Origin of the sequence: Enterobacter cloacae complex sp. IR53041, assembly GCF_049238285.1 — a bacterium.
GTDB classification, from domain to species: domain Bacteria; phylum Pseudomonadota; class Gammaproteobacteria; order Enterobacterales; family Enterobacteriaceae; genus Enterobacter; species Enterobacter roggenkampii.
In genome coordinates this window covers 1-23698 of sequence record NZ_JBMKHB010000001.1, presented here as the reverse complement: position 1 = coordinate 23698, position 23698 = coordinate 1, and the positions used below count along the sequence as shown (strand labels likewise).

Genomic DNA, 23698 nt, shown 5'->3' with positions numbered 1-23698 from the left:
TTTCCCCGTGAAAGCTGGTCGCGCAGGCGTTACTTCATCACGCAGGTGATAGTCACTTCCTGTTATATCGCTAATAGTAATTTTACGACTTTAGGGCAGGTTAAACAGGTAAAAACTCTTAAAGCAGGGTTAAGAATCATCTCAGAGAAAGACATGTGCGCCCGAAATACGGGCGCGGAGGGAAATCAGGCGCTGGCTTTAATAATATTGACGATCAAACCGCTCTCTTCGAGTTTATTGCGATGCGCTTCGCTCAAACGGTCATCGGTAATCACGCGGCTAAAGCGTGAAGCGGGACCCATCGTGTAAGGGTGAACGGCACCAAATTTAGAGCTGTCGGTGAGCACAATGGCTTCGCACTCTTTTTCCAGTACGGCATTCACCACGTCAGAGCGCATCATATCCCGGCCGGTAAAGCCTGTCTCCGGCTGCCAGCCGTCAATCCCGATAAAGGCCTTACTGAAATGAACCTGCTGGACGTACTGACGGGTCAGCGGGCCAACCATGCTTTCACTTTTTTTCTGATAGATGCCGCCCAGCAGAATCACCTCGCAGCGCGTCTCTTTAAGTAAATGCGCGATATAGCTGCTGACGGTGATAATGGTAACGTCTTTTTGATCGGCAAGCGTTCGCGCCAGAAGGGCATTACTGCTGCCGTTTTCAATAAAGACGGTCTCGCCGTTGTTCACCAGGGACGCAGCAAATTCCGCTAGTTCACGTTTGAGCGCGTAGTTGTTCATCATGCGCGTCTCAACGTCATCACTGTCCAGCGGGACCGCATAGCCGTGCGCGCGACGCAGGTAGCTCTGTTTTTCCAGCAGATTAAGATCCTGACGGATGGTGACTTCAGAAACGCCAGTGGTTTTAGCGAGATCGACTACGCTTACGCGTCCCTGATCGATGACCATCTGCAAAATGAGTTGTTGTCGGGAATTCATAGCATCCATTTAATAAAGCGAAACGAGGTCGGAAACGGTGGGGGTTAAACTTCCCACGGCGCTTTTGGCTGTCTGTTTTCGGGCGCATCGTCAGCGCCATTCTGAGCAAGAAGTTCAGACTTCAGGATCTCAAGATTACGGATAGCAGAGTGATAATCGCCCGCCACCAGGATATCCAGCACGGTATCAATTCGTTGTGCTACAGCTTGTGCGTCAATAGTTGACATAATCTCACCCCAGGCGCGAAAAGTTAATATTTTCAATGATGCAGAAATTGGCTTCAAAAGAGAAGGGAAAAAATGCAATAACCAAATTACATAAACGGAAGTGATAAAATTATTCCCCCTCATGCTGCGGGCTTATTGAGTGGATTAGTCTAAAACTGCGCGCAACGCGCTTTTTTATAAGAGGAATTAGACTATGACAGTTATCAATCAGCCTACCTGCACACTGTTTACCGATACTGAACGGTTCACCCAGTTGTCAGGCTATTACGAGGCAGAGCGACATACAGTCTGGATGATGTTGCGGGCTCAGCCACGTCCTTGCTTCAACCATGCGTTAATAGAGGAGATCATGAACCTTTCATGGCTCGTCCGCCAGTCTGGTTTTGCGGTCGATTTTTGGGTGACCGGATCGCTGGTGCCTGAGATGTACAATGTGGGCGGTGACCTGCAGTTTTTCGTCGAGTGCATTCAGCACGGTCGACGTGAAGCGTTACGGGCCTATGCGCGCGCCTGTGTCGATTGCGTGCATGCGGCCTCCCGGGGGTTTGATACGGGGGCCATCTCGCTGGCCATGGTCGAAGGCAGCGCGTTAGGGGGCGGGTTTGAGGCCGCTCTTGCGCACCATTTCGTTCTGGCGCAGCGCGATGCACGTTTAGGTTTTCCCGAGATTGCTTTTAACCTGTTCCCGGGCATGGGGGGATATTCCCTGGTAGCTCGCCGTTCAGGAATGAAGCTGGCGGAGGAACTCATCTACAAGGGGGAATCCCATACAGCGGAATGGTACGAACAACATGGCCTGGTGGATCTCCTGTTTGAACCCGGACAAAGCTATGTCTCCACACGAACCTTCATCGACACGCTACGGCCAAAACTGAATGGCGTAAGAGCGATGCTGCGCGCCCGTACGCGCGTTCTGCAATTGCCGCGCAGTGAATTGATGGACATCACGGAAGACTGGGTAGACGCGGCTTTCTGCCTGGAACCGAAAGATATCGCCTACATGGAGCGTCTGGTCATGCTGCAAAACCGCCATCACGCGGCGGGGTTGCGTAAAGCCAGTTAATGCTGTTTCCGCGCCTGATATCGTTTTAGCCATCGCTCGAATGCGGCAGCGGGCATCGGCTTAGCAAACAGAAAACCCTGCCGTTCGTTGACGCCGTTCTTGGTCAGAAAGGCGTCTTCTTTTGCATTTTCCACCCCTTCGGCAATCACCTGCAGGTTTAACGCCTGCGCCACCGCGACGATGGCGCGCACCAGAGACTGGGAGATGGACTGCTTATGAATATCCCTGACGAACGATTGATCGAGTTTTATGGCGTCAATAGGGAAGCGGGCCAGCTGAGAAAGGGAGGAGTAGCCGGTACCAAAATCGTCGAGATGAATTTGCGCCCCCAGCCTGCTGAACTGCTGGATCACGGAGAGCGCCAGCTCTTCGTTCTCGATGAGACAGCTTTCGGTTAATTCGACGTCGACCGGGCAGTATTCAAAGTTCAGATCATTCAGCGCCTGCTTTAAGTCGCTAAAGATAGTCTGGTCGGCCAGCTGACGCGCAGAGACGTTCACGGCCACGCGCAGGTTAATTCCCTTATCGCGCCATTTCGCTACCTGGCGAACCACATCCAGCATCACCCAGCGGCCCAGCGGCACAATCAACCCTGACTCCTCGGCATAAGAGATAAACTCCAGCGGTGGGATCAACCCGCGTTCGGGCGATTGCCAGCGGACCAACGCTTCAAGACTTCTGACCTCGCCGCGCCAGGTGATTTTAGGCTGGTAGTGGATCAGGAGCTGGTCGTTATCCAGCGCCTTACGCAGGTTGGTATCCAGCCAGAGATACTCAAACACGCGCTGGTTCATCTCGGGCGAGAAGACGCAGAACTTGCCACGGCCGTTCTCTTTAGCGGTGTACATGGCGGTATCGGCGTTACGAATGACGCTTTCCCGGTCGTTACCGTGCTGCGGGGCGAGGGCGATCCCCAGGGAACAGCCGGTGTAAATTTCGATCAGGCCGATTCGGAACGGCTGGCGCAGGCGGGTTAAAATGCGCGACGCCATCGCTTCCAGAGAACCCTGAGAGGTATGGGTGGCCATGACGATAAACTCATCTCCGCCAAGTCGTGCCAGCACCTGTCCCTCATCCAGACAGCTCAAAATGGCGAGCGCCACAGCCTGTAACAGCTGATCGCCAAACATATGCCCGTAAGCGTCGTTGACCTTTTTAAAGTTATCCAGGTCGAGATACACCACGCCAACCTGCGTGTCGCCGCGGTGACTGATGGCGTCAGAGATCAGGTCGTGGATCGCATTGCGGTTTGGCAAGCCGGTGATGGTATCGGTATTGGCCAGCACGCGCAGCCGCTCCTGAGCGCGGCGTTCCTCGGTAATATCAGTACCGGAACAGATAAGGAAAATTTCATTTTTACCGCTGCCGCTGTGAACGAATTTGTTTCTGAACAGAAACAGTCGTTGCCCTTTACGCGTTTTGATCCAGCGCTCGACTTCGTAGGAGCTGCCGTTGCGGAAGAAACCGGTAATATTGCGTTTTGAGGCAGCCGCTTCGCTTCGGCTCATAAAGAGCTTAAACACGTTCTGGCCAATCACTTCTTGCTCTTTGAGGCCGGTATACTCTTCGCTCAATCGGTTAAAACGCTGAATATTGCCGTTCTGATCGAGAATAACAATCACGGAGTTAGCCTCTGACACCACCTGTTCCGCAAAAGAGAGTCCCTGAGCCAGGTCGCGCGCCACGGAGGGCGTATCGTTCCAGGCGGAAGCCGTACCGGCCCACTCGTTACGGGTAATTTTACGGCCCACAAGGTGAACCGGGACATCTTCCCCGAATAACGAGAGCGTCATGGAAATGCTGGAGGTAATAACGGTTAAATGACGGATGAGATCGGCCTGATCGTCGTCCAGCGCAATCACCTGAGTGACATCGGCATTTTCACTGGCGGCAAGGTGCAGAGCGTTGCTGTCAGCTGACAAGCGCCACCATGGGCTGTGGGTTCCCATGTAGCGAAACAGCAAATTCTGCTCCAGATCGTCCATCATATTTCTCCCGCAGCTGTTCAGTCGCGCACCAATTATTCATTTGCAGCCGACTTTTCCGTTGAGAAGCAGCGGCAAAACCGAAGTGAACTTATTGTTTTTCCCTGAATTCTTATAATAAAACGAGTCAGATTTAAAAGGATACTGAGCGTATAAAAATTCACGTAACCGAATATAACAACACTCTTTTACTGTATATAATTATGGCGAATTTGGGCGAGGGGAGATTGAAAATAGTAAGAAAAAATAATGATTTTGTGGCGGGGATAAAAAGAAAAATTGTCGGCCTTTCCGGAAAGGAAATGACCGACAATTGAACAGGTTATCAGGCGACAGGACGCGCGATAATACTGCGGGTTTCCATACGGACTTCAGCGATAGTGACGTCAATCACGTCGGTGACTTTGTAAACTGTTTCACCTTTAATTTGCACCGTACCGTTTTCCTGACTACAGACCATTTCATCACGAACAGCATGCAGGAATGGCGCCGGAATAAACGCGACAGCACCGTTATCGACCAGACGGACGCGCATCCCCCCGCGGCTGATATCAATGATCTCGGCGGCGAAACGGGTATCCGTACCGGCTTTATCCTGCAGGAAGCGCGCGTACAGCCAGTCGCCAACGTCACGTTCTGCCATGCGGTTCAGACGGCGACGATCGGCCATCTGCAGCGTGGTCTCCTCCTGAGGGCGGGCAACGGTTTCGCCTTTGATAATTGCTTTCAGCAGACGGTGGTTAACCATATCGCCATACTTACGGATCGGTGACGTCCAGGTCGCATAGGCTTCGAGGCCGAGACCAAAGTGCGGGCCAGGCTCGGTGCTGATTTCAGCGAAGGACTGGAAGCGACGAATGCGGCTGTCCAGGAAGCCCGATGGCTGCGCGTCCAGTTCGCGGCGAAGCTTGCAGAAGCCCGGCAGGGTCAGCACTTCTTCCGGATCGACGTGCACGTCGTGATTCTTCAGCAGGGCTGCCAGCGCTTCGGTATTCGCCGGGTCGAAGCCGGTATGAACGTTGTAAATGCCAAAGCCCAGCTTGTCGCGCAGCACGCGTGCGGCACAGATGTTGGCGGAAATCATCGCTTCTTCAACGATGCGGTTCGCAATGCGTCGCGGCTCGGCCACGATATCCAGCACTTCGCCTTTCTCACCCAGAACAAAGCGATAATCCGGGCGATCTTTGAACACCAGCGCATGGGTTTGACGCCACTCGCCGCGGTTCAGGCAGATGCGATGCAGCAGACGGATCTGCGCGGCAATGGCGTCTGATTCCGGTTTCCAGCTACCGGTATTTTCCAGCCAGTCGGAGACGTTATCGTAGGCCAGCTTGGCTTTCGACTCGATGGTGGCAGCAAAGAACTCGATATCGTCTTCAATCGCGCCATCCGCGGCAATGGTCATGCGGCAGGCAAGGACCGGACGCACTTCATTCGGACGCAGCGAGCAGAGATCGTCTGACAGTTCACGCGGCAGCATTGGGATGTTGAAGCCCGGCAGGTAGTTCGTGAACGCACGGATTTTCGCCGTTTCGTCAAGCTTGCTGCCTTCAACAATCCAGGCGGTGGGATCGGCAATGGCAACGGTCAGGTGCAGTTTGCCGTCGGCACTCTCTTCAGCGTACAGCGCATCGTCCATATCTTCGGTGCTGGCGCTGTCGATGGTGACAAACTCCAGCGCGGTGAGATCGCGACGCGTCAGACCTTCGTCCTGCATCTCGGTTGCCACGCCGTTCGGCGCTTCTTTTTCAAGATTGTGGCGTGCCAGCGTAACCCACCATGGCACGAAATGATCGGCGCCAAAGGTAATGAACTGGGTCAGTTCCGCATAAAAACCGCGATCGCCCTTCAGAGGATGACGGCGCATTTCTGCTACGGCCCAGTCACCTTCTTTAAAATCATGCTCAACGCCACGGGCGGCGCGGCAGGGAATGGCATCTTTCAGCAGAGGGTGATCCGGCACGATAGAAAGACGATCGTCTTTTCGCTGCACCTTACCCACAAAACGGGTCAGGAACGGTTCGATCAGTTCTTCCGGCTCGGCGGACTCACGTTCCTTTTCGGTATGAATGACGGCCATGACGCGGTCGCCATGCATCACTTTCTTCATCTGCGGTGGCGGAATGAAGTAGCTTTTCTGCGCGTCAACTTCAAGGAAGCCAAAGCCCTTTTCCGTGGCTTTTACGACCCCTTCTGCACGCGGCGTCTGGGAATGCAGTTGCTGTTTAAGCTGCGCTAGCAGCGGGTTGTCCTGAAACATAATGTTCTATTTTCGTAGCCATTGAGCGGCTGACAGTTTTACGCGATTCTCACTGTCTCAGCAAGCGGTCTTTGGGTAATGAGTGTGGTTATTCCTCTTTACCAAACGCCACTTTCAGACGATTAAGCCAGCCATCAAACGCACTTTGGGTAAGCAGCGTGATGGCATATTCGCCCTGGAATCCTTGATCCGTGAGCGGGGTAAACTGCGCGGCACTGAAGCGGTCTGGCGAGCGGGTCAGCAGTTCGACCGCTGCCGAAAGTGCGGGTGACGTCTGCGGGATCTCCGCGCGGCTGTTTAACAGGATTTCTCCGGTCAGGTCGAGCAGCGTCGGCTCATGACAAAGCACCGGCGTCAACGCCTCGAGCGCGGATTCGGCCTGCCAGCGGGAGAGGGACTCCAGCTGATGCGCATTCGCGTAGCGCAGCTCGACGACGGGTAAAAGCGGCATCCACGCATCGTGGCTCGCGGGAAGCGTGTGCGGCTGAATATGGTGCCCCGGCAACCAGCGAACAGGGTGTCCCAACAGCGCCTGAAAAATCGCGACCACGCGCGCCTGAAAACCGATAAAGCCGATAATCTGGTTAATCACCACGATGTCGTACGTGGACAGGCCCACCTCATCAAGCTGGTTCCGGGCTTTATCATCAATGACATCAGGTGAGCTGGCGAGCTGGCGGGCATACTGGGTGATTTGCGCCAGGCGGCGGTTGCTTTCGCGCGAGGAGTCCGGGCCGGGAAGCGGGGCGAGGAGGGCGGCGTAGTGGTTACAGAGCCGCTGAACGCCGCAGGCCTGAGCGACCGTTAGCGCGGTACTGAGCCGATCGTAAGCGCTGAGCGTATGCAGTCGGTTCACGGGAATTGAGAGCGGAAACAGCTGGTGGCATAAGGCTCTGGCAGGGGTAAGCCAGCCAGAACAGGCGGCGACAATCTCATCAGGCAGGGCTAAATCGAGCAAAAAACGATCGTCGACGTTAGCGGCTTCGGGCACCAGGGGCAGAACATCCGTCTGCGCGTGGTTTGACTGGGTTTCATGATACCAGTGGCCTTTGCCGGAAAAACGGCGTTGTTCCATGTGCGTTCCTTGATCTCAAAATGGCGATCAATATCCTGGCGTAAGGCTGATAAAGGGAAAAATATTGTTAGGTGATAACAAATAGCAGAACGGAATAACGAAGGGGTGACGCGGGGGGAAATACTCTCTTCCCGGGCGGGAAGAGAGTCATAACTTATTTAATTTCCAGCTCGTTCATTGCAGCGATGTTGAAGCCGCCGTCAACGTGAACCACTTCGCCGGAGATACCTGCAGAAAGGTCAGAGCACAGGAATGCTGCAGAGTTACCCACATCTTCAATGGTAACGGTACGACGAATCGGGGTAACCGCTTCGCAGTGTGCCAGCATTTTACGGAAATCTTTAATACCGGAAGCGGCCAGGGTGCGGATAGGACCCGCAGAGATGGCGTTAACACGCACGCCTTCAGGACCCATTGCGTTCGCCATGTAGCGTACGTTGGCTTCCAGAGACGCCTTAGCCAGTCCCATAACGTTGTAGTTAGGGATCGCACGTTCTGCGCCCAGGTAGGACAGGGTCAGCAGGGCTGCGCCCGGGTTCAGCATCGCGCGGCAGGATTTCGCCATCGCAACGAAGCTGTAGGAGCTGATGTCGTGCGCGATTTTGAAGCCATCACGGGTTACCGCGTTCACGTAGTCGCCGTCCAACTGGTCGCCAGGCGCGAAGCCGATGGAGTGAACGAAACCGTCGAATTTCGGCCATGCTTTTGCCAGTTCAGCAAACATGCCGTCGATGCTTTCGTCTTGTGCAACGTCACATTCCAGAACAATGCTGGAACCCAGCTGCGCGGCAAACTCTTCAACACGGCCTTTCAGCTTGTCGTTCTGGTAGGTGAACGCCAGCTCAGCGCCTTCGCGATGCATTGCCTGTGCGATGCCGTATGCGATGGACAGTTTGCTGGCAACGCCAGTCACCAGAATGCGCTTACCGGAAAGAAAACCCATAGCTTTAATCCTTATATTCATTGCTTATTTTGCCTTGTAATTCATAGTGTTACAGGCAGTATTTCAAAATCATTCGAAATTAGCTCGAAATTATAGCCCACTCACGGCCCTTTGTGTCACGATATTTCTCGCACTTCTCTGAAGTCGCATGCCCCGAAGAATGCGCCGCGGACTCGCGGGGGCGCGAAATTTCAGCATTCGTCCAGTATATCACCCGGCAACAGCTTCGCCTCATCCAACCAGCGAGGAGGCGCGATCCTGCAAGGGTGTTCACGCTTTACTGATGTTGCCGATGAAGCGCGCAATAACGATAAAGAAAACCGGTACGAAGAAGATCGCGAGAAGCGTACCGCTAATCATGCCGCCAAATACGCCGGTACCGATGGCATGCTGCGTACTGTCGCTTGCACCGGTGGCCAGCATCAGAGGAACAACTCCTAAGGTAAAGGCTAACGATGTCATCAGAATGGGGCGCAGACGCTGACTGGCGGCATGAATGGTCGCCGCCAGTAGGGGTTGCCCTTCGCGATGCAGCTGCCTGGCAAACTCCACAATCAGAATGGCGTTCTTGGCCGACAGGCCGATGAGCGTAATCAGACCGACCTTAAAGAACACGTCATTGGTCATACCGGTAACAAACACCGCTATCACCGCGCCGATAAGGCCCAGTGGAACAACCAGCATGACCGCAAAAGGAATAGACCAGCTCTCATACAGGGCGGCGAGCACCATAAACACGACCAGTATCGACAGGGCGATCAGGCCCGGAAGCTGCGATTCCGATTTTTTCTCCTGCAACGAACTCCCGGCCCACTCACCCGCCATGCCCTGAGGCAGGCTCCTGGACAAGCCCTCCATGGCCTTCATTGCGGTGCCGCTGGATACGCCTGACGCCGCATTTCCGGTTATCCGTATAGCAGAATAACCCTGGTAGCGCGTCAACTGCTGCGGCGCAACGTTCCAGGAGATCGTCGCAAACGTTGATACCGGCACCATCTCACCCATCCGGTTTTTCACTGATAGTTTCAGTATCTGCTCAGGCTGCATTCGGTAAGGGGCATCGGCCTGCATAATCACCTGTTGAACGCGGCCGTTGTTCGTATAGTCGTTGACGTAATTTGAGCCCAGGGTGACGGAGAGCGTCTGGTTGATATCATCGAATGAGACGCCCATCGCTTCCGCCTTTTCCCGGTCAACCTGGAGCGCAAGGCTGGTTCCTTCCGGCAGACCGTCTATATAGACATCGCTGAGTTCAGGGCGTTGATTAGCCTGCTGAACCAGCGCGTCGGCGGCCCTCTTTAGAGCCTCATAGCCCGCTCCCGCTCTGTCCTGAACGTACCAGGTGAAGCCCGAGGAGGTACCCATATCCGAAATGGCCGGCGGGAGCAGGCTCATTGTGACGGCATCAGTGACGTTCGTCATGCTGGCCTGTATGTGGTCGGCTTCATCCTGAGCCGTCGAGCCCTGCCGATTTTTCCAGTCCTTCAGCGTGGTGAAGGCCATAGCCGAATTCGGTCCTGAACCTGAAAAGCCAAACCCCAGGATCATAATTTTGCTTTCAATGTCCGGCCGGACCGCAATTTCCGCTTCAAATTTTTTGACCACGTCGAGGGTGCGCTGCATCGTGGCATCAGAAGGCAGCTGGATAGAGGACATAAAGTAGCCCTGATCTTCATCCGGCAGAAAGGACGACGGTAGCGAAGACAATCCAACAAACAGCGCCGTGCAAAGCGCAACGTACAGGAGCAGCATACGCCCGGTTCGCTTCAGAACGGCACCCAGCCCGGCTTCGTAACAGACGGTGAGCAAACGGAAGCGCGCGTTAAACCTGGCCGCGAACCTTCCACTTCCGCTCTTTCCTGCCTTGTGCGGCTTGAGTAACGTTGCGCACAGGGCAGGCGTTAGCGTCAGGGCTAGAAACGCGGACAGCAGTATGGAGACCGCCATAGAAATACAAAATTGTCGATAGATAATCCCGACCGAACCCTCAGCAAACCCCATGGGGATAAAGACGGCAGTCAGCACCAGCGTGATCCCGATAATCGCCGGGGCGATCTCCTGCATGGCCTGCCGGGTAGCGTCCCGTGGGGAGAGGCTTTTTTCCGCCATCAGTCGTTCGACGTTCTCCACAACCACAATGGCATCATCAACGATAATCCCTATCGCCAGCACCATGCCGAACATCGTCAGAATATTGATGGAGTATCCGCTCAATAACATCACCGTGAAGGTGCCAAGAAGTGCGACGGGAGCAACAATCGCCGGGATAAGCGTACAGCGTATCTTGTGCAGAAACAGAAGCATCACCAGGAAGACCAGGACCATCGCTTCGACAAATGTCTGAACCACCTTCATGATAGAAAGTTTCACAAACGGCGCGGTATCGAAGGGAACCGTAAACGCCATTCCTTCCGGTAACACCAGGGAAAGCTCGTCGATGCGCGCGCGTACGCCTGAAGCTGTACTCATTGCGTTGGCACCCGGCGACAGCTGGATTGCCGCCGCCGTTGCGGGCACACCATTTTCGCGGATACCGAAAGCGTAACTTTGCAGGCCGGACTCAACGCGCGCGACGTCGGACAGTTTCAGCCTCGCGCCCGATGCATCTGATTTCAGGGTAATGTTTCTGAACGCCTCTACCAAAGTGAGTTGCCCCTTCACGGTGATGGGATACGTTACGCCTTGTCCCGCAGATGCTGGTTCATCTCCCGTTTTGCCGGGCGAAACCAGGGCATTTTGCTGGCCAACAGCAGTAAGTACATCGCTCACCGAGAGGCCGTAGCTGTGGAGCTTCATCGGATCCAGCCAGATACGCAGCGCTTTTTCGCCGCCAAACAGCTGAACTTTCCCTACGCCGGGCACGCGACGAAGCTCGTCACTGACGTTTCGGGCAAAATAGTCGCTTAAGTCGGCTTCCTCGAATTGACCGCTGGTGGACTTCAGCCCCACCATCATTAAAAATCCAGAATTAGCGGCCTCGACGTTAATGCCGTTTTGTCTTACCGCCTGAGGAAGACGAGGCTCGACGATCTTAATCTGGTTCTGCAGATCCATCTGCGCCAGCTTGATGTCCGTGCCGGGTTTAAACGTGACGGTAATCGATGCCGAACCGGTTGTGTCGCTGGATGATTCGAAGTAGAGCAAATTATCTACGCCAGAGATTTCGCGCTCGATTAACGATACCACCGACGTATTCATGATATCGGGGCTGGCCCCCGGGTAACTAACGGAAATAATGATGCCCGGCGGAGCCACCGCCGGATACTGCGCAACCGGCAAACGAGGAATAGACAGGAGACCCGTCAGGACGATAAACAGCGCCACAACCCAGGCGAAAATGGGACGTTCGATAAAAAAATGAGGCATTGGGTTATTTTTTATGCAAAAGAGTGAGGCAGAGACTCTACCACGCACCTGTTTAGCGGAAGTGGGCGGTTTATGGAGGATGTGTGGAGCAAGGGCTCAGATCATTCTCAGAATGAGGTACAGCGGTGCTCCACCAAAAAAAATGATCAAATAACATTCATAGTAAAAGATCAGATCCTCAATATCGGGCATCGCGTTTAACAGCACGGTGAACGTAATAATGAGATAAACAAAAATCACCATCAGCCAGAAGGCGATGATAAGTAGCTCAATGAACGCGCCGGCTTTATTTTGTATGACCAGAGAAACCACTGACAATGCGATGCAGCCATAGATAAGGGGTGAAGAGAGCAGCGTCGAGGCGACTTTCTCATCCATTCTGTGTACCAGCACCAGCCAGGTATAAAGTAATCCCCACGACAGCAGCAGAAACAGAGAATATATGCCCAGTTTTTTAGGGGAAAAATATTTAGAAAATTCCATGTTCATTATTTCAGCCAACTTCATAAAATCTTTAAGAAACAGTGGTAATTTGCAGCGCGCAATGCACAACGCGTTATGCCTCATTTGCGATTTTGAACGGACATTGTCGAGTCTTTATTGACTGAATGTGTAGGCTGTGTGGAGAAATAACCGGGCATTTAAATCAACCGGGAAATTTTCGTGACTACGGCACTTTTTCCCGGAGGCTGTGTCTTATTGTGCTCAAGATATCTGATAGCGTGCTTAAAGGGATTTCACCCGCGGAGATAATATGAACAAAAATACGCTTATCCTTGTTGTTGAAGATGAAGACGAAATCGCCGATATACTGATGAGCTACTTAGAGCGTTCGGGAATGAAAACGCTCAGGGCCAGGCAGGGCGAGCAGGCGATAACGCTCAATCGCCTCCATAAACCGGATCTCATCTTGCTGGACATTCACCTGCCCGTGTGTGACGGCTGGAGCGTGCTTACCACGCTTCGCCATGAAAGCGCTGTCCCCGTCATTATGGTTTCCGCTCTCGATCAGGACGTCGATAAACTTATGGGTCTGAGGCTCGGCGCGGATGATTACGTCATCAAACCCTTCAACCCTTCGGAAGTTGTCGCACGGGTTGAGGCGGTGCTGCGTAGAACAAAGCCTGCGCTTCAGCAGGCGGGGGCCCTGCCGCTCAGAACGCCATTCATTACGGTCTATCCGGATGATTTCTACGTGGAGGTTACTGCGGGGCCCGAGGTTATCTCCCCGGTCTTAACGACGACCGAATTTAAGTTGCTTTCTTACCTGGTGCGGTATCCGCGCAAGGTCTGTTCCCGTGAAGAGTTGCTCAACGCGTGTTTGCCGGAAGGCGATACGCTCGACAGAACCGTCGACAGCCATATGAGCAAGCTGCGAAAAAAACTGGAGCTGGCCGGTCTTTATGGCGTTCCCGAGAGCATCAGGGGCATGGGTTACCGGCTTGGGGAAAAGAAATGAATAAAGAGTCTGTCCTGAGTCGTCAGATCTTATCGTATATGCTATTGTTGACGTTTACGATAATTGCCATCGCCATACTGGGCTCCTGGTTTTTTTACTCCTTTATTCTGGATCATCTTCCCGGCGGCCCTGCTGCGGGCGATGACGAGCAGATGACGATGTGGGACTGGGTATGGATTGGGACCGCGACAACGATCAGCCTGATCATTGCCGTATTCTTTACGGTCAAACTTTCATCGCGAATACTCACCCCGCTAAACGCGGTCGCGTCCAGCCTGAAAAAAATTTCTCAGGGCGATCTGGACGCCAGGGCATTCTGTGCCAGTTCCCGGCTGGGAGAGATCAATCACCTGGTTACGGATTTCAATGAAATGGCAGAAAAGCTGCAAACGCTGGATATCCAGCGGAAATCCTGGAATGCTGCGATTGCGCATGAACTCAGGACCCCGGTCACCATTTTACGCGGAAGGCTTCAGGGGCTGGTTGACGGGGTGTTTACCCCGGACCCGGTGCTGTTTACTAACCTCCTCAAACAGACGGAAGGATTAACCCGTCTGATTGAAGATCTCCGGGTTATCAGTTCGGATGGCGGGGCAGGATACACGTTATACCAGGCCAGAACGGATCTGAAAGGGACACTACAGGACGCGCTCGATACCTTCATGCCCGAGTTCAACCGTAAGGCATTTACCGTCCATACTGAACTGAGGGAGCAGCAGTGCGTATTCGATCCCTTACGCATCAATCAGTGTCTGACCGTTTTATTTGACAATGCCTTACACTATTCAACTTCGCGCAAGCTCACGGTTAAAAATGGTGTTTCGGATAAAGGCAATTTTATCCTGATTCAGGATGGGGGACCGGGTATCCCCAGGGAGTTTCATGACTTCCTGTTTCAGCCCTTTCAGCCCTTTCAGCGCGATAACGGCGCCAGACAGTTGAACCCGGAAGGCTGTGGTTTGGGCTTGTCGGTGGTAAAAGCCATCATGCTGGCGCATGGTGGCGATGTTACCTATACCTTATCAACGCAAAACCACTCGATATTTAAACTCACCTGGCCCGACTCGTGAGCGTCAGCGGCAGGTCAAATGTGCCTGCCGGCGGTAAATGCCATATTTTTCCTAGCTTAGCATCCCATTCCTGCGGGGTAATCGACAGTTTACCGCGTCTCGGGCTTAAGGTTATTTCACTGAAATAGATTTCATCTTTTTTTAGCATGAGGTCAACGCGGCAGTAGTCAATGCCATCCGCCAGCTCCTGGGATGCCAGCAACGCTTGTCGGAACAAGGCCGGTTCGCCTGGCGCCAACGGTGTATTCGGATATTCCATCTGAAAGGGTTGTAAGTTCCAGTACCTGTCGTAAACGTTGATGAAACCTTTGCCGCTGTCATCCGTAAAATCCGCTTCAACATAGTGGGCAACGCCATGAAAGCAATGGATCCTCAGCATTTCGGGCGCTGTGTTCCTGTCTGCATCATCGAAGAGATCGACATACGGTTCGCAAAGTATTTTTGGCGTAATGTTTTTGTACTGCCATTCGCGCGTGGTGTAGTACATATTTTTCTTTAACGCGAGACTGAGTTTTTTACACGCCTCCCTGACGTTAAATTGCGCTTTGTTCGTACATATTATTGTGCTGCCACTGTCATGGTTGCACTTAAGGACAAATTTTTCAGGGAGCGTCGAAAAATCAATCTGGGACACCTTGCTGTACACGCCAAGTAATGGCACCGTTTTCGTACGCGTTGTTCTGGAGATTACGTATTCCCGAACGGCGAGTTTATCGGCAAGCAGGGTATAGACGTTATTGTGGTCATAAACCAGACGATGACATATTTTTTCACTCAACGTCGTGGGTGAATTAATGTCAGGGTGCTTCCCCGATGTTTTCTTGAGCCTCACAGTATGAAAATACAGGTCCGCCATTAAAAATGAACGACATTTTCTGATGAGGTACTCGGTATATTTGAGAACGTAAGTGGCGTTGTTCATTTCTTCTCCTCCATAATGTCCGGATATTCTGGAGAAGAACTGTTGATGTATTTTGCTGAGAATATGGAGCAGCTATGGAGATGAAAAAGTTAAGGATTAAACAGCGTATTAAGGCTATTTAATCCTTATTAAGCGGTGCAACGTTTGTTTACCGATCTTTGCGCCACGCATCGGCCGTCAATGCTTCACCGAAATGCCCGGCTATCAGCCGTTTTGTCAGCTCGTGAAGCGGGGAGGCCATCACATCCGCCGTGCTGCCGCGTTCAACCACTTCACCCTGGTGCATAACCATCACCTGATCGCTGATGTGCTTCATCATCCCCAGATGCTGGGTGACGTAGATATACGAGATGCCCTGTTTTTCCTGCAGCTCCAGCATCAGGTTAATCAGCTGTGAACGCATCGACATATCCAGCGAGGCAAGCGCTTCGTCAGCAATGATCACTTTCGGGCGCAAAATCAACGCACGCGCCAGACCCAGACGCTGTTTCTGGCCGGGAGCCAGCATGTGCGGGTAGTAGCTTTCGTGGTCCGGTAATAGGCCAACCATGCGCAGTGTTTCGAAGATACGCTTACGGCGCGCCTCGGGCTCCAGGTCGGTGTTCAGACGCAGCGGAAAATCAAGGATCTGCGAAATGCGCTGGCGTGGGTTGAGCGAGGTCGACGGATCCTGGAAGATCATGCGGATGCGCTGGCTGCGGAAAGAGTAATCCCCGAACGTCAGAGGGTGATCGTCAATCAATACTTCGCCTGCAGTCGGTTCAACCATACCGGCGAGCATTTTCGCCAGGGTGGATTTCCCGGAACCGTTCTCGCCGATGATTGCCAGGGTCTGTTTTTCACGCAGGGTAAAGCTGAGCGGTTTTACCGCGTCGACAGTTTGACGATGAAACAGCCCCGTGCGGTAGCGAAAGGTCTTACTCAGGTTGCGGACTTCCAGCAAGGTTTCGACCATTTCACTCTCTCTCCATGTTCAGCGGGAAATGACAGGCGTAAAGATGATTTTTGGCCCCGGTCAGGCGTGGCGTCTCGATACATTTACGCTGCGCATACGGGCAACGCGGCCCCAGACGACAGCCTATCGGCAACGATTCCAGCAGCGGAATCGCCCCGGGCAGGGTATTCAGGCGGCTCTTATGCGGCATGGCGCTGCCAAAATCGGGAATAGCGCGGATTAGCGCCTGCGTATACGGGTGGTGCGGCGCGGTGATCAGGTCTTCACTCGGCGCGGTTTCGACCGTTTGTCCGCAGTACATCACATCAATTTTATCCGCCCATTTGCTGAGCATTTGCAGGTCATGGCTGATCAGCAAAATGGTGGTGTTGTTGTTCTGGTTAAGACGCGACAGCAGGCGGAAAATTTGCGCCTGCGTGGTGGGCTCCATCGCGTTCGTCGGTTCATCCGCAATCAGCAAACGCGGCTGATTGGCCAGCGCGATGGCAATCATCACTTTCTGACATTCACCGTCGGTCAGCTCGTACGGGAAGCTGCGCATCGCATCTTTGTGATCTTTAATCCCGACGCGGTGTAAAAGCTCAATGGCGCGACGCTTGCGCCAGCCCACGCGCTGCCACCAGCGGCCTTTATAGGTCCAGCCGGGGATATTCTGCATCAGCTGTTTGCCCACGCGCTCGGACGGGTCGAGACAGGACTGCGGCTCCTGGAAAATCATGGAGACGTTGTGCCCGACCAGCTTACGCCGCTCGCGGGGAGAGAGGCGCAGCAGGTCGATATCATCAAACCGCATACGGTCTGCGGTGACGCGCCAGTTATCTTTCGCCACGCCGCAGATGGCTTTGGCGATCAGGCTTTTGCCTGAGCCGGATTCCCCCACCAGCCCGCGAATTTCACCCTCCGCGAGGGTGATACTAATGCGATCGACGGCTTTAACCCAGCCTTCACCGGTTTTGAATTCAATGGTGAGGTTGCGAATATCAAGAAGCGGCATTATTGCACCCCCGCGTTAATTGCACGGCGAATACCGTCGCCCAGCAGGTTGATCAGCAGCACGCTCACCATGATGGCCGCACCCGGCAGCATAACCGTCCACGGCGCCACGTAAATTAACTCCAGCGCGTCACCGAGCATCGCGCCCCATTCAGGCGACGGCAGCTGCGCGCCGAGGTCGAGGAAGCCGAGCGCCGCGATGTCCAGAATCGCCATCGACAGGGCGCGGGTGATCTCGGTGACCAGCCCGGACGCGATGTTAGGCAACACGGCAAACCACAGAATATTGAAGGTGGTCGCGCCGTCCAGACGCGCAGCGACGACATACTCTTTTTCCAGCTCGTCATGCACCATGCTGTAAACCGAGCGCACGATGCGGGGCAGGATAGCCAGCCAGACGGCGAACATGGCATGCGACAGGTGCGGACCGGCAAAGGCAACCACAACGATCGCCAGCAGCAGTGACGGAATCGACAGCAGCGTATCCAGAATGTGGTTAAGCACCGCCGAGCGCAGGCCATGCGTGGATCCCGCAAAAATACCCAGCGCCAGCCCGCAGATCGTGGCCGCGAGCGTCACCACAAACGCGCCGCCCACCGTCGGGGCCGCACCGCTCAGCAGGCGGCTTAACACGTCACGTCCGAGGTCGTCCGTTCCCAGGAAGAAAGAGACCTCTCCGTAGCGCGACCAGGACGGCGGCAGCAGCTGATAGCCAAGGAACTGCTGGTCAATGCCGTACGGCGCAAACCAGGAGCCAAAGACACAGAGCAACACCAGACCGGCGCAGCCATAAAGGCCGATCATTGCCGTGGTATCACCATAGAATTTACGCCACACGGTACGCAGCACACCGGGCGTGCGCTTTTCACTGTATACGTTATCGTAGGGCATACCATTCCTTATGCTTCAATGGGTTGGCCATGGCACCCAGAATATCGGACAACACGTTAACAATAATCACCAGCGAACCAATCACCATCACCCCTGCGGAAATCGCGGCGTAGTCCTGCTGGCGGATAGCGTTAATCAGCCACCGCCCGAGGCCAGGCCAGCTAAAGACCATCTCGGTGATCATGGCCAGCGTGAGCATGGTGGAGAACTGTAATCCCAGACGCGGAATAACCGGCGGAAGGGCGTTGTGCAGGACGTTGAGGCGCAGGATAGTCAGGCGCGACAGTCCGCGCGTGGCGGCGGCTTTGACATAGTTCTGGTCAAACACCTCAATGGTGCTCAGGCGCATCAGGCGGATCACTTCGGTTGTTGGCGCAACCGCCAGCGTCAGTACCGGCAGCACCATATGGCGCAGGGCGCTGACGATCATCTCATGCCGCCACACGGAATCGGACAGCCACGCGTCGATAATGGCAAAGCCCGTCACCGATTTAACCGTATAGAGCAGGTCAAAACGGCCAGAAACCGGGAGCCAGCCCATTGTCAGCGAGAAGAAAAGCGTCAGCAGCAGTGCCAGCCAGAAGACCGGGATGGAGAAGCCAAGCAGGGCGAGGGCGCTGATAAACTTATCCTGCCATTTGTTGCGATATATCCCGGCCAGCATGCCCACGGGGATCCCGACCATCAGGGCAAACCCGAAGGCCAGAATGCACAGCTCCATCGTGGCCGGGAAAACCTCTTTCAACTGCTCGGAAATCAGCTGCCCGTTAATGCTGGATACGCCGAAATCCCAGTGCAGCAGCCCGTTAAACCAGAAGAGCCAGGCATCCCACAGCGACGATCCCTGGAGCGGGGCGTGGGGCGTGAAATAGCTCAGGCTAAACCCGACAAAGTTCAGGAAAAAGAGCGTCACCAGCAGCAACAGGAGCCGACGCAAGGTAAAAATAATCATGGTTTTTTCACCTCTTGTTCTTTTTCACGCGACACGCCGGCGAACGAGGCGTTGCCAAACGGGCTCAGCACCAGGCCTTTAATATCATAGCGATACGCCTGAAGGCGCAGGGAAGAGGCCAGCGGCAGCACCGGGAGTTCCTGGGCAAGGATCTTCTGCGCTTCATCATAGGCGTCGATGCGCGAGGCCAGCTGTTGGGAAGCCAGCGCTTTTTGCAGCACGGCGTCAAACTCCCGGTTACACCAGTGGGCGTAGTTGGTCTGCGAGTTTATCGCCGCACAGCTCAGCAGCGGCCGGAAGAAGCTGTCCGGGTCGTTGCTGTCGGTGGCCCAACCGGTGAGGGTTAAATCATGATTCATATCCATCAGGCGCGCCTCCTGGAAACGGCCCTCTACCGGTGCGATGATCACTTTAACGCCTACCTGCGCCATATCCGCCTGCAGCAGTTCGGCGGTCTTGAGCGGGCTGGGGTTCCACGCCTGGGAGCTGGTGGGCACCCAAAGCTGCAGCGTGAGGTTTTCTGCCCCCAGCGCTTTCAGCTGTTCACGCGCTTTTGCCGGATTGTATTCCGTAATTTTAGCCTCACCGTCGTAGGCCCACGAGGCGCGCGGTAAAATTGAGGCGGCGGTTTCCGCCGTGCCGTAATAGATCGACTGCATCAGACGCTGGTTGTTAATGGCCAGCGCCAGAGCGTGTCGAACGGCAGGGTTATTCAACGGCGGCTTATCGGTGTTAAAGGCCAGATACGCGATGTTCATCCCCGGGCGTAGCGTCAGACGCAGGCGCGGATCGTCGCGCAAAATCGTGAGCTGGCTGGCCGCGGGCCAGGCAAGCACGTCGCATTCCCCGGTGAGCAGTTTTGACAGACGTCCCGTCCCGCCAGAACCCAGATCGACCACCACCTGCGGCATCAGCGGCGTACCCCGCCAGAAATGCTCGTGGCGCTGCAGACGAATATATTGCCCGGCGCGGTATTCGGCCAGCTGGAACGGACCGGTGCCGACCGGCTGACGATCGAGCAGTTCCTGACGATCTTTTTTCGTCAGCTTCGCCGCGTATTCGGCCGACATGACGGACGCATAGTGGGTTGCCAGATGCCACAGGAATGAGGCATCCGGGCGCGTCAGCGTGAATTCAACCGTGCGGTTGTCCAGCTTGCGCACGCTTTTCACGGTGTCGGCAAACTGCAGGCTGTCGAAATAGGGGAAATTGCTGCCGTTAACGTTATGCCACGGGTGGTTGCGGTTAAAGATGCGCTGGAAGGTGAAGACCACGTCATCCGCATTCAGCTTGCGCGAGGGGGTAAACCACGGCGTACGCTGAAACGCAACATCATCGCGCAGGTGAAAACGGTAGGTTGCGCCGTTATCCAGCACTTCCCAGCTTTCCGCAAGCTCGGGCACGAGACGGTAAGTGTACGGGTCTACATCAAGCAGACGATCGTAAAGCTGCGCGGCAAGGGTATCCACAATCAGGCCGCTGCCCGCTTTTTGCGGGTTGAAGGTATCCACCTGGCCGCTTACGCAATAGACGAAGCCGCTGTCACGAATGTCAGGCTGCGGCGTTTGCCCGGGCGCGGCAAAGGCCTGGCTGCTAAACAGACCAAGTGCAAAAAAGGACGATAAAACCAGACGCATAATTTTTAAGGTTTTTAGGTTCGATCTGCAAAGTGTATCGCACTTACGCCTGCTTCGTAAAAATGTCTATGGTAAGTGCTGATATTGTTAGCGCATTTGATGTTTTTTAAGCAATGCCCTTAACTGATGGTAGGTCAGACCCAGCAGTTCAGCCGCCCGTTTCTGGTTGTATTTCGCCATCTTCAGGCTTTGCTCCAGCAGCTGTTTCTCCTGGTCGTGCTGGAACTGGCGCAGATCAAGGGGAAGAGCAGGGGCGTCGCCTCGAGACGTTGGTGCGGACGGCGGCGCGCTGCGCTGAAAAGGATCGATAATAATGTTGTCCAGCTCCGTCTCGCTGCTGCCGTGGCGATAGACGGAACGCTCCACGACGTTTTTCAACTCGCGGATATTGCCCGGCCAGTGGTACGCGAGCAGCGTCTCCCGTGCATAATCGCTGAAGCCGGGGAACAGCGGCAGTCCAAGCTCGCGGCACATCTGAATCGCAAACTGGTCTGCTAGCAGCATAATGTCGCTTCTTCGCTCGCGCAGCGGAGGAAGCTGCACGACGTCAAAGGCCAGGCGGTCAAGCAGGTCGGCACGGAATGTTTCCTCTGCCACCCTCTCCGGCAGGTTGGCGTTAGTGGCGCACACCAGGCGCACGTTGACTTGCAGCGGCTGACTACCGCCGACGCGCTCCAGTTCGCCGTATTCAATCACGCGCAGCAGTTTCTCCTGCACCAGCATGGGCGCGGTGGCCAGCTCATCAAGAAACAGCGTACCGCCGTCGGCGCGCTCAAAGCGTCCGGGATGGCGCTTCTGGGCACCGGTAAACGCACCCGCTTCATGGCCGAAGAGCTCGGTGTCGAGCAGGTTTTCATTCAGCGCCGCGCAGTTAAGGGAAATGAAGGGGCCGTCCCAGCGCCCGGATAAGTAGTGCAGACGGTTGGCGATGAGTTCCTTACCCGTACCCCGCTCGCCGATAATCAGCACCGGTTTATTGAGCGGCGCCAGGCGAGACACCTGTTCCAGCACTTCCAGAAAGCTGTTTGCTTCGCCGAGTAAATTGTCTTTGTATCCGGGCATGATGAAATTAACCACTCCTTAGCGATATTCACCAGGTAAGAATAGTTCTTCACTGCATGAAAATCAACCATGGCCTGTTAAATCAATAAGATAAAAAGTTGGCATGAGATTTGTATTATTTGTACAGCAGGGCATCGCCCGATAACAGAACTATGAGGAGTCAATTATGGGTATTTTTTCTCGTTTTGCCGACATCGTGAACGCCAACATCAACTCACTGCTGGAGAAAGCGGAAGATCCGCAGAAGCTGGTGCGTCTGATGATTCAGGAGATGGAAGACACGCTGGTTGAAGTCCGCTCTACCTCCGCCCGCGCGCTGGCTGAGAAAAAACAGCTTACGCGTCGTATTGAACAGGCCACCGTTCAACTGAACGAATGGCAGGAAAAAGCAGAACTCGCGCTGCGCAAAGACAAAGAGGATCTGGCCCGTGCGGCGCTGATCGAAAAACAGAAGCTGGCAGAGTTGGTCGCGACGCTCGAGCATGAAGTGACCCTGGTGGATGACACGCTCACCCGCATGAAGAAAGAGATTGGCGAGCTGGAAAACAAGCTGAGCGAAACCCGCGCGCGTCAGCAGGCGCTGACTCTGCGTCACCAGGCGGCAAGCTCTTCCCGCGACGTGCGTCGCCAGCTCGACAGCGGTAAGCTGGATGAAGCGATGGCCCGTTTTGAATCGTTTGAGCGTCGTATCGACCAGATGGAAGCGGAAGCCGAAAGCCACGGCATCGGTAAGCAGAAGTCACTGGATCAACAGTTTGCTGACCTCAAGGCCGATGATGAAATCAGCGAGCAGCTGGCGGCACTGAAAGCCAAAATGAAGCAAGACAACCAATAATAATGCCTGCGGCACCTGAACGTGCCGCATCGTAAGACAAGGAGTACACATGAGCGCGCTTTTTCTGGCTATTCCCCTGACGATTTTCGTGCTGTTCGTTTTGCCGATTTGGTTATGGCTGCACTACAGCAACCGTTCCTCACGGGGCGAACTTTCCCAGAGTGAACAACAGCGTCTGATACAGCTCTCCGATGAGGCGAACAAAATGCGTGAACGCATTCAGGCGCTGGAAGCCATTCTGGATGCTGAACATCCAAACTGGAGGGACCGTTAATGTCTGGACTGAATCTGAACAAAAAGCTGTGGCGAATTCCACAGCAGGGCATGGTGCGCGGCGTCTGCGCCGGGCTGGCTCACTATCTTGACGTCCCGGTTAAGCTGGTACGCGTGGTGACGGTGCTGTCGATCTTCTTCGGTCTGGCATTTATTACCCTGGTTGCGTACATCGTGTTGTCGTTTGTGCTTGACCCGATGCCGGAAGGAGAACTGGCGGCGGAAGGCGCTCCCACCAGCAGCGATCTCCTCAATGCTGTGGATGCGCAACTCGCCGCAGGTGAGAAGCGGTTACGGGAAATGGAACGTTATGTCACATCCGATACCTTTACGCTGAGAAGTCGTTTCCGTCAGCTTTAAGAGAGAAAAGAGATGAAACAACACTGGCAACAGGCCGGTCAGAAGGTAAAACCCGGCCTGAAAATCGCAGGTAAGCTGGTCCTGATGACCGCGTTACGTTACGGTCCGGCTGGGGTAGCGGGGTGGGCGATTAAATCGGTTGCCCGCAAGCCGGTCAGAATGGTACTGGCCGTGGCGCTCGAACCGCTGTTGCAAAAGGTGGCGAAACGGCTGTCACGCCGCTACTTATCCCAGTAGTTTCCGCTCGCAGCAGCCCTTTCCCTTCCAGGAGAGGGGCTGGCGATGAGGACCCGCACTTCCTCATTTCACCTGCTTTCTTTGCGGCAGCTCACAATATTGGGTAATGGTGCCAACTTACTGATTTAGTGTATGATGGTGTTTTTGAGGTGCGCCAGTGGCTTCTGTTTCTATCAGCTGTCCCTCCTGTTCAGC

22 protein-coding genes are annotated in these 23698 nt (G+C 54.5%); 7 read left to right on the top strand and 15 right to left on the bottom strand.

Annotated features, from left to right (window positions below):
• Positions 1 to 185 precede the first annotated feature (185 nt).
• A complete protein-coding gene (locus tag ACOTXF_RS00110; protein ID WP_021240295.1) occupies positions 186 to 938 on the bottom strand; it encodes a DNA-binding transcriptional regulator YciT in 753 nt (250 codons plus the stop codon).
• A gap of 44 nt (positions 939 to 982) precedes the next feature.
• The gene (locus ACOTXF_RS00105) at positions 983 to 1165 is read right to left on the bottom strand and encodes a hypothetical protein (protein ID WP_021240294.1); all 183 of its coding nucleotides are present in this window, start codon (positions 1163 to 1165) and stop codon (positions 983 to 985) included.
• 193 nt (positions 1166 to 1358) lie between these two features.
• On the opposite strand from ACOTXF_RS00105, the gene ACOTXF_RS00100 reads away from it, so the two are divergent.
• Positions 1359 to 2228 carry a crotonase/enoyl-CoA hydratase family protein gene (locus tag ACOTXF_RS00100; protein ID WP_008501218.1) on the top strand — a complete coding sequence of 290 codons (870 nt, stop codon included), beginning with the start codon at positions 1359 to 1361 and terminating at the stop codon, positions 2226 to 2228.
• Here ACOTXF_RS00100 and pdeR read toward each other — a convergent pair.
• The 6 genes from pdeR to ACOTXF_RS00070 form a co-directional block, all read right to left on the bottom strand.
• Positions 2225 to 4216, bottom strand: coding sequence for a cyclic di-GMP phosphodiesterase (gene pdeR / locus ACOTXF_RS00095; RefSeq protein ID WP_047745706.1), 1992 nt, complete (start codon positions 4214 to 4216; stop codon positions 2225 to 2227). The genes ACOTXF_RS00100 and pdeR overlap by 4 nt on opposite strands.
• A gap of 322 nt (positions 4217 to 4538) precedes the next feature.
• Positions 4539 to 6473, bottom strand: a complete 1935-nt coding sequence (locus tag ACOTXF_RS00090) for an exoribonuclease II (RefSeq protein ID WP_008501220.1) — start codon at positions 6471 to 6473, stop codon at positions 4539 to 4541.
• A gap of 88 nt (positions 6474 to 6561) precedes the next feature.
• Positions 6562 to 7548 (bottom strand): CMD domain-containing protein, encoded by a 987-nt coding sequence (locus tag ACOTXF_RS00085; protein WP_047745708.1) that lies wholly within the window; start codon positions 7546 to 7548, stop codon positions 6562 to 6564.
• Positions 7549 to 7702: 154 nt separating this feature from the next.
• Positions 7703 to 8491: an enoyl-ACP reductase FabI gene (gene fabI / locus ACOTXF_RS00080; protein ID WP_003856831.1), complete on the bottom strand. Its 789-nt coding sequence runs from the start codon at positions 8489 to 8491 to the stop codon at positions 7703 to 7705.
• A 270-nt stretch (positions 8492 to 8761) separates the two neighbouring features.
• Positions 8762 to 11857 (bottom strand): multidrug efflux RND transporter permease subunit, encoded by a 3096-nt coding sequence (locus tag ACOTXF_RS00075; RefSeq protein WP_249577463.1) that lies wholly within the window; start codon positions 11855 to 11857, stop codon positions 8762 to 8764.
• Between the two features lie 96 nt (positions 11858 to 11953).
• Positions 11954 to 12340 carry a hypothetical protein gene (locus ACOTXF_RS00070; RefSeq protein WP_047745746.1) on the bottom strand — a complete coding sequence of 129 codons (387 nt, stop codon included), beginning with the start codon at positions 12338 to 12340 and terminating at the stop codon, positions 11954 to 11956.
• 271 nt (positions 12341 to 12611) lie between these two features.
• On the opposite strand from ACOTXF_RS00070, the gene ACOTXF_RS00065 reads away from it, so the two are divergent.
• Positions 12612 to 13316, top strand: coding sequence for a response regulator (locus ACOTXF_RS00065; protein ID WP_008501224.1), 705 nt, complete (start codon positions 12612 to 12614; stop codon positions 13314 to 13316).
• Positions 13313 to 14386: an ATP-binding protein gene (locus ACOTXF_RS00060; protein ID WP_047745713.1), complete on the top strand. Its 1074-nt coding sequence runs from the start codon at positions 13313 to 13315 to the stop codon at positions 14384 to 14386. The genes ACOTXF_RS00065 and ACOTXF_RS00060 overlap by 4 nt, the downstream gene beginning before the upstream one ends.
• Here the strand turns inward: ACOTXF_RS00060 and ACOTXF_RS00055 are convergent.
• The 7 genes from ACOTXF_RS00055 to pspF all read right to left on the bottom strand — a co-directional run bounded on the left by ACOTXF_RS00055 (position 14367) and on the right by pspF (position 21798).
• A complete protein-coding gene (locus tag ACOTXF_RS00055; protein WP_048962049.1) occupies positions 14367 to 15308 on the bottom strand; it encodes an ATP-grasp fold amidoligase family protein in 942 nt (313 codons plus the stop codon). The genes ACOTXF_RS00060 and ACOTXF_RS00055 overlap by 20 nt on opposite strands.
• Before the next feature lie 148 nt (positions 15309 to 15456).
• Positions 15457 to 16263, bottom strand: a complete 807-nt coding sequence (sapF, locus tag ACOTXF_RS00050; RefSeq protein ID WP_008501227.1) for a putrescine export ABC transporter ATP-binding protein SapF — start codon at positions 16261 to 16263, stop codon at positions 15457 to 15459.
• 1 nt (position 16264) lies between these two features.
• Positions 16265 to 17257 carry a putrescine export ABC transporter ATP-binding protein SapD gene (gene sapD, locus ACOTXF_RS00045; RefSeq protein ID WP_008501228.1) on the bottom strand — a complete coding sequence of 331 codons (993 nt, stop codon included), beginning with the start codon at positions 17255 to 17257 and terminating at the stop codon, positions 16265 to 16267.
• Complete coding sequence (gene sapC, locus ACOTXF_RS00040) at positions 17257 to 18147, bottom strand: putrescine export ABC transporter permease SapC (RefSeq protein WP_025913072.1); 891 nt, start codon at positions 18145 to 18147, stop codon at positions 17257 to 17259. Before sapC ends, sapD begins: the two co-directional genes overlap by 1 nt.
• A complete protein-coding gene (gene sapB, locus ACOTXF_RS00035) occupies positions 18134 to 19099 on the bottom strand; it encodes a putrescine export ABC transporter permease SapB (RefSeq protein ID WP_232926611.1) in 966 nt (321 codons plus the stop codon). The genes sapC and sapB overlap by 14 nt, the downstream gene beginning before the upstream one ends.
• On the bottom strand, positions 19096 to 20736 hold the full coding sequence (sapA, locus tag ACOTXF_RS00030) for an ABC transporter substrate-binding protein SapA (RefSeq protein WP_232926613.1): 1641 nt from the start codon (positions 20734 to 20736) through the stop codon (positions 19096 to 19098). The genes sapB and sapA overlap by 4 nt, the downstream gene beginning before the upstream one ends.
• Before the next feature lie 87 nt (positions 20737 to 20823).
• The gene (gene pspF / locus ACOTXF_RS00025) at positions 20824 to 21798 is read right to left on the bottom strand and encodes a phage shock protein operon transcriptional activator (protein WP_039266517.1); all 975 of its coding nucleotides are present in this window, start codon (positions 21796 to 21798) and stop codon (positions 20824 to 20826) included.
• Between the two features lie 166 nt (positions 21799 to 21964).
• Here pspF and pspA point away from each other — a divergent pair, with 166 nt between their 5' ends.
• Genes pspA through pspD form a run of 4 tightly spaced genes read left to right on the top strand, consistent with a single transcriptional unit; the run spans position 21965 to position 23503 of the window.
• On the top strand, positions 21965 to 22633 hold the full coding sequence (pspA, locus tag ACOTXF_RS00020; RefSeq protein ID WP_008501235.1) for a phage shock protein PspA: 669 nt from the start codon (positions 21965 to 21967) through the stop codon (positions 22631 to 22633).
• 49 nt (positions 22634 to 22682) lie between these two features.
• A complete protein-coding gene (gene pspB / locus ACOTXF_RS00015; protein WP_008501236.1) occupies positions 22683 to 22907 on the top strand; it encodes an envelope stress response membrane protein PspB in 225 nt (74 codons plus the stop codon).
• Positions 22907 to 23266, top strand: a complete 360-nt coding sequence (gene pspC, locus ACOTXF_RS00010) for an envelope stress response membrane protein PspC (RefSeq protein ID WP_008501237.1) — start codon at positions 22907 to 22909, stop codon at positions 23264 to 23266. Before pspB ends, pspC begins: the two co-directional genes overlap by 1 nt.
• Before the next feature lie 12 nt (positions 23267 to 23278).
• Positions 23279 to 23503: a phage shock protein PspD gene (gene pspD, locus ACOTXF_RS00005; RefSeq protein WP_023292260.1), complete on the top strand. Its 225-nt coding sequence runs from the start codon at positions 23279 to 23281 to the stop codon at positions 23501 to 23503.
• Positions 23504 to 23698: the final 195 nt, after the last annotated feature.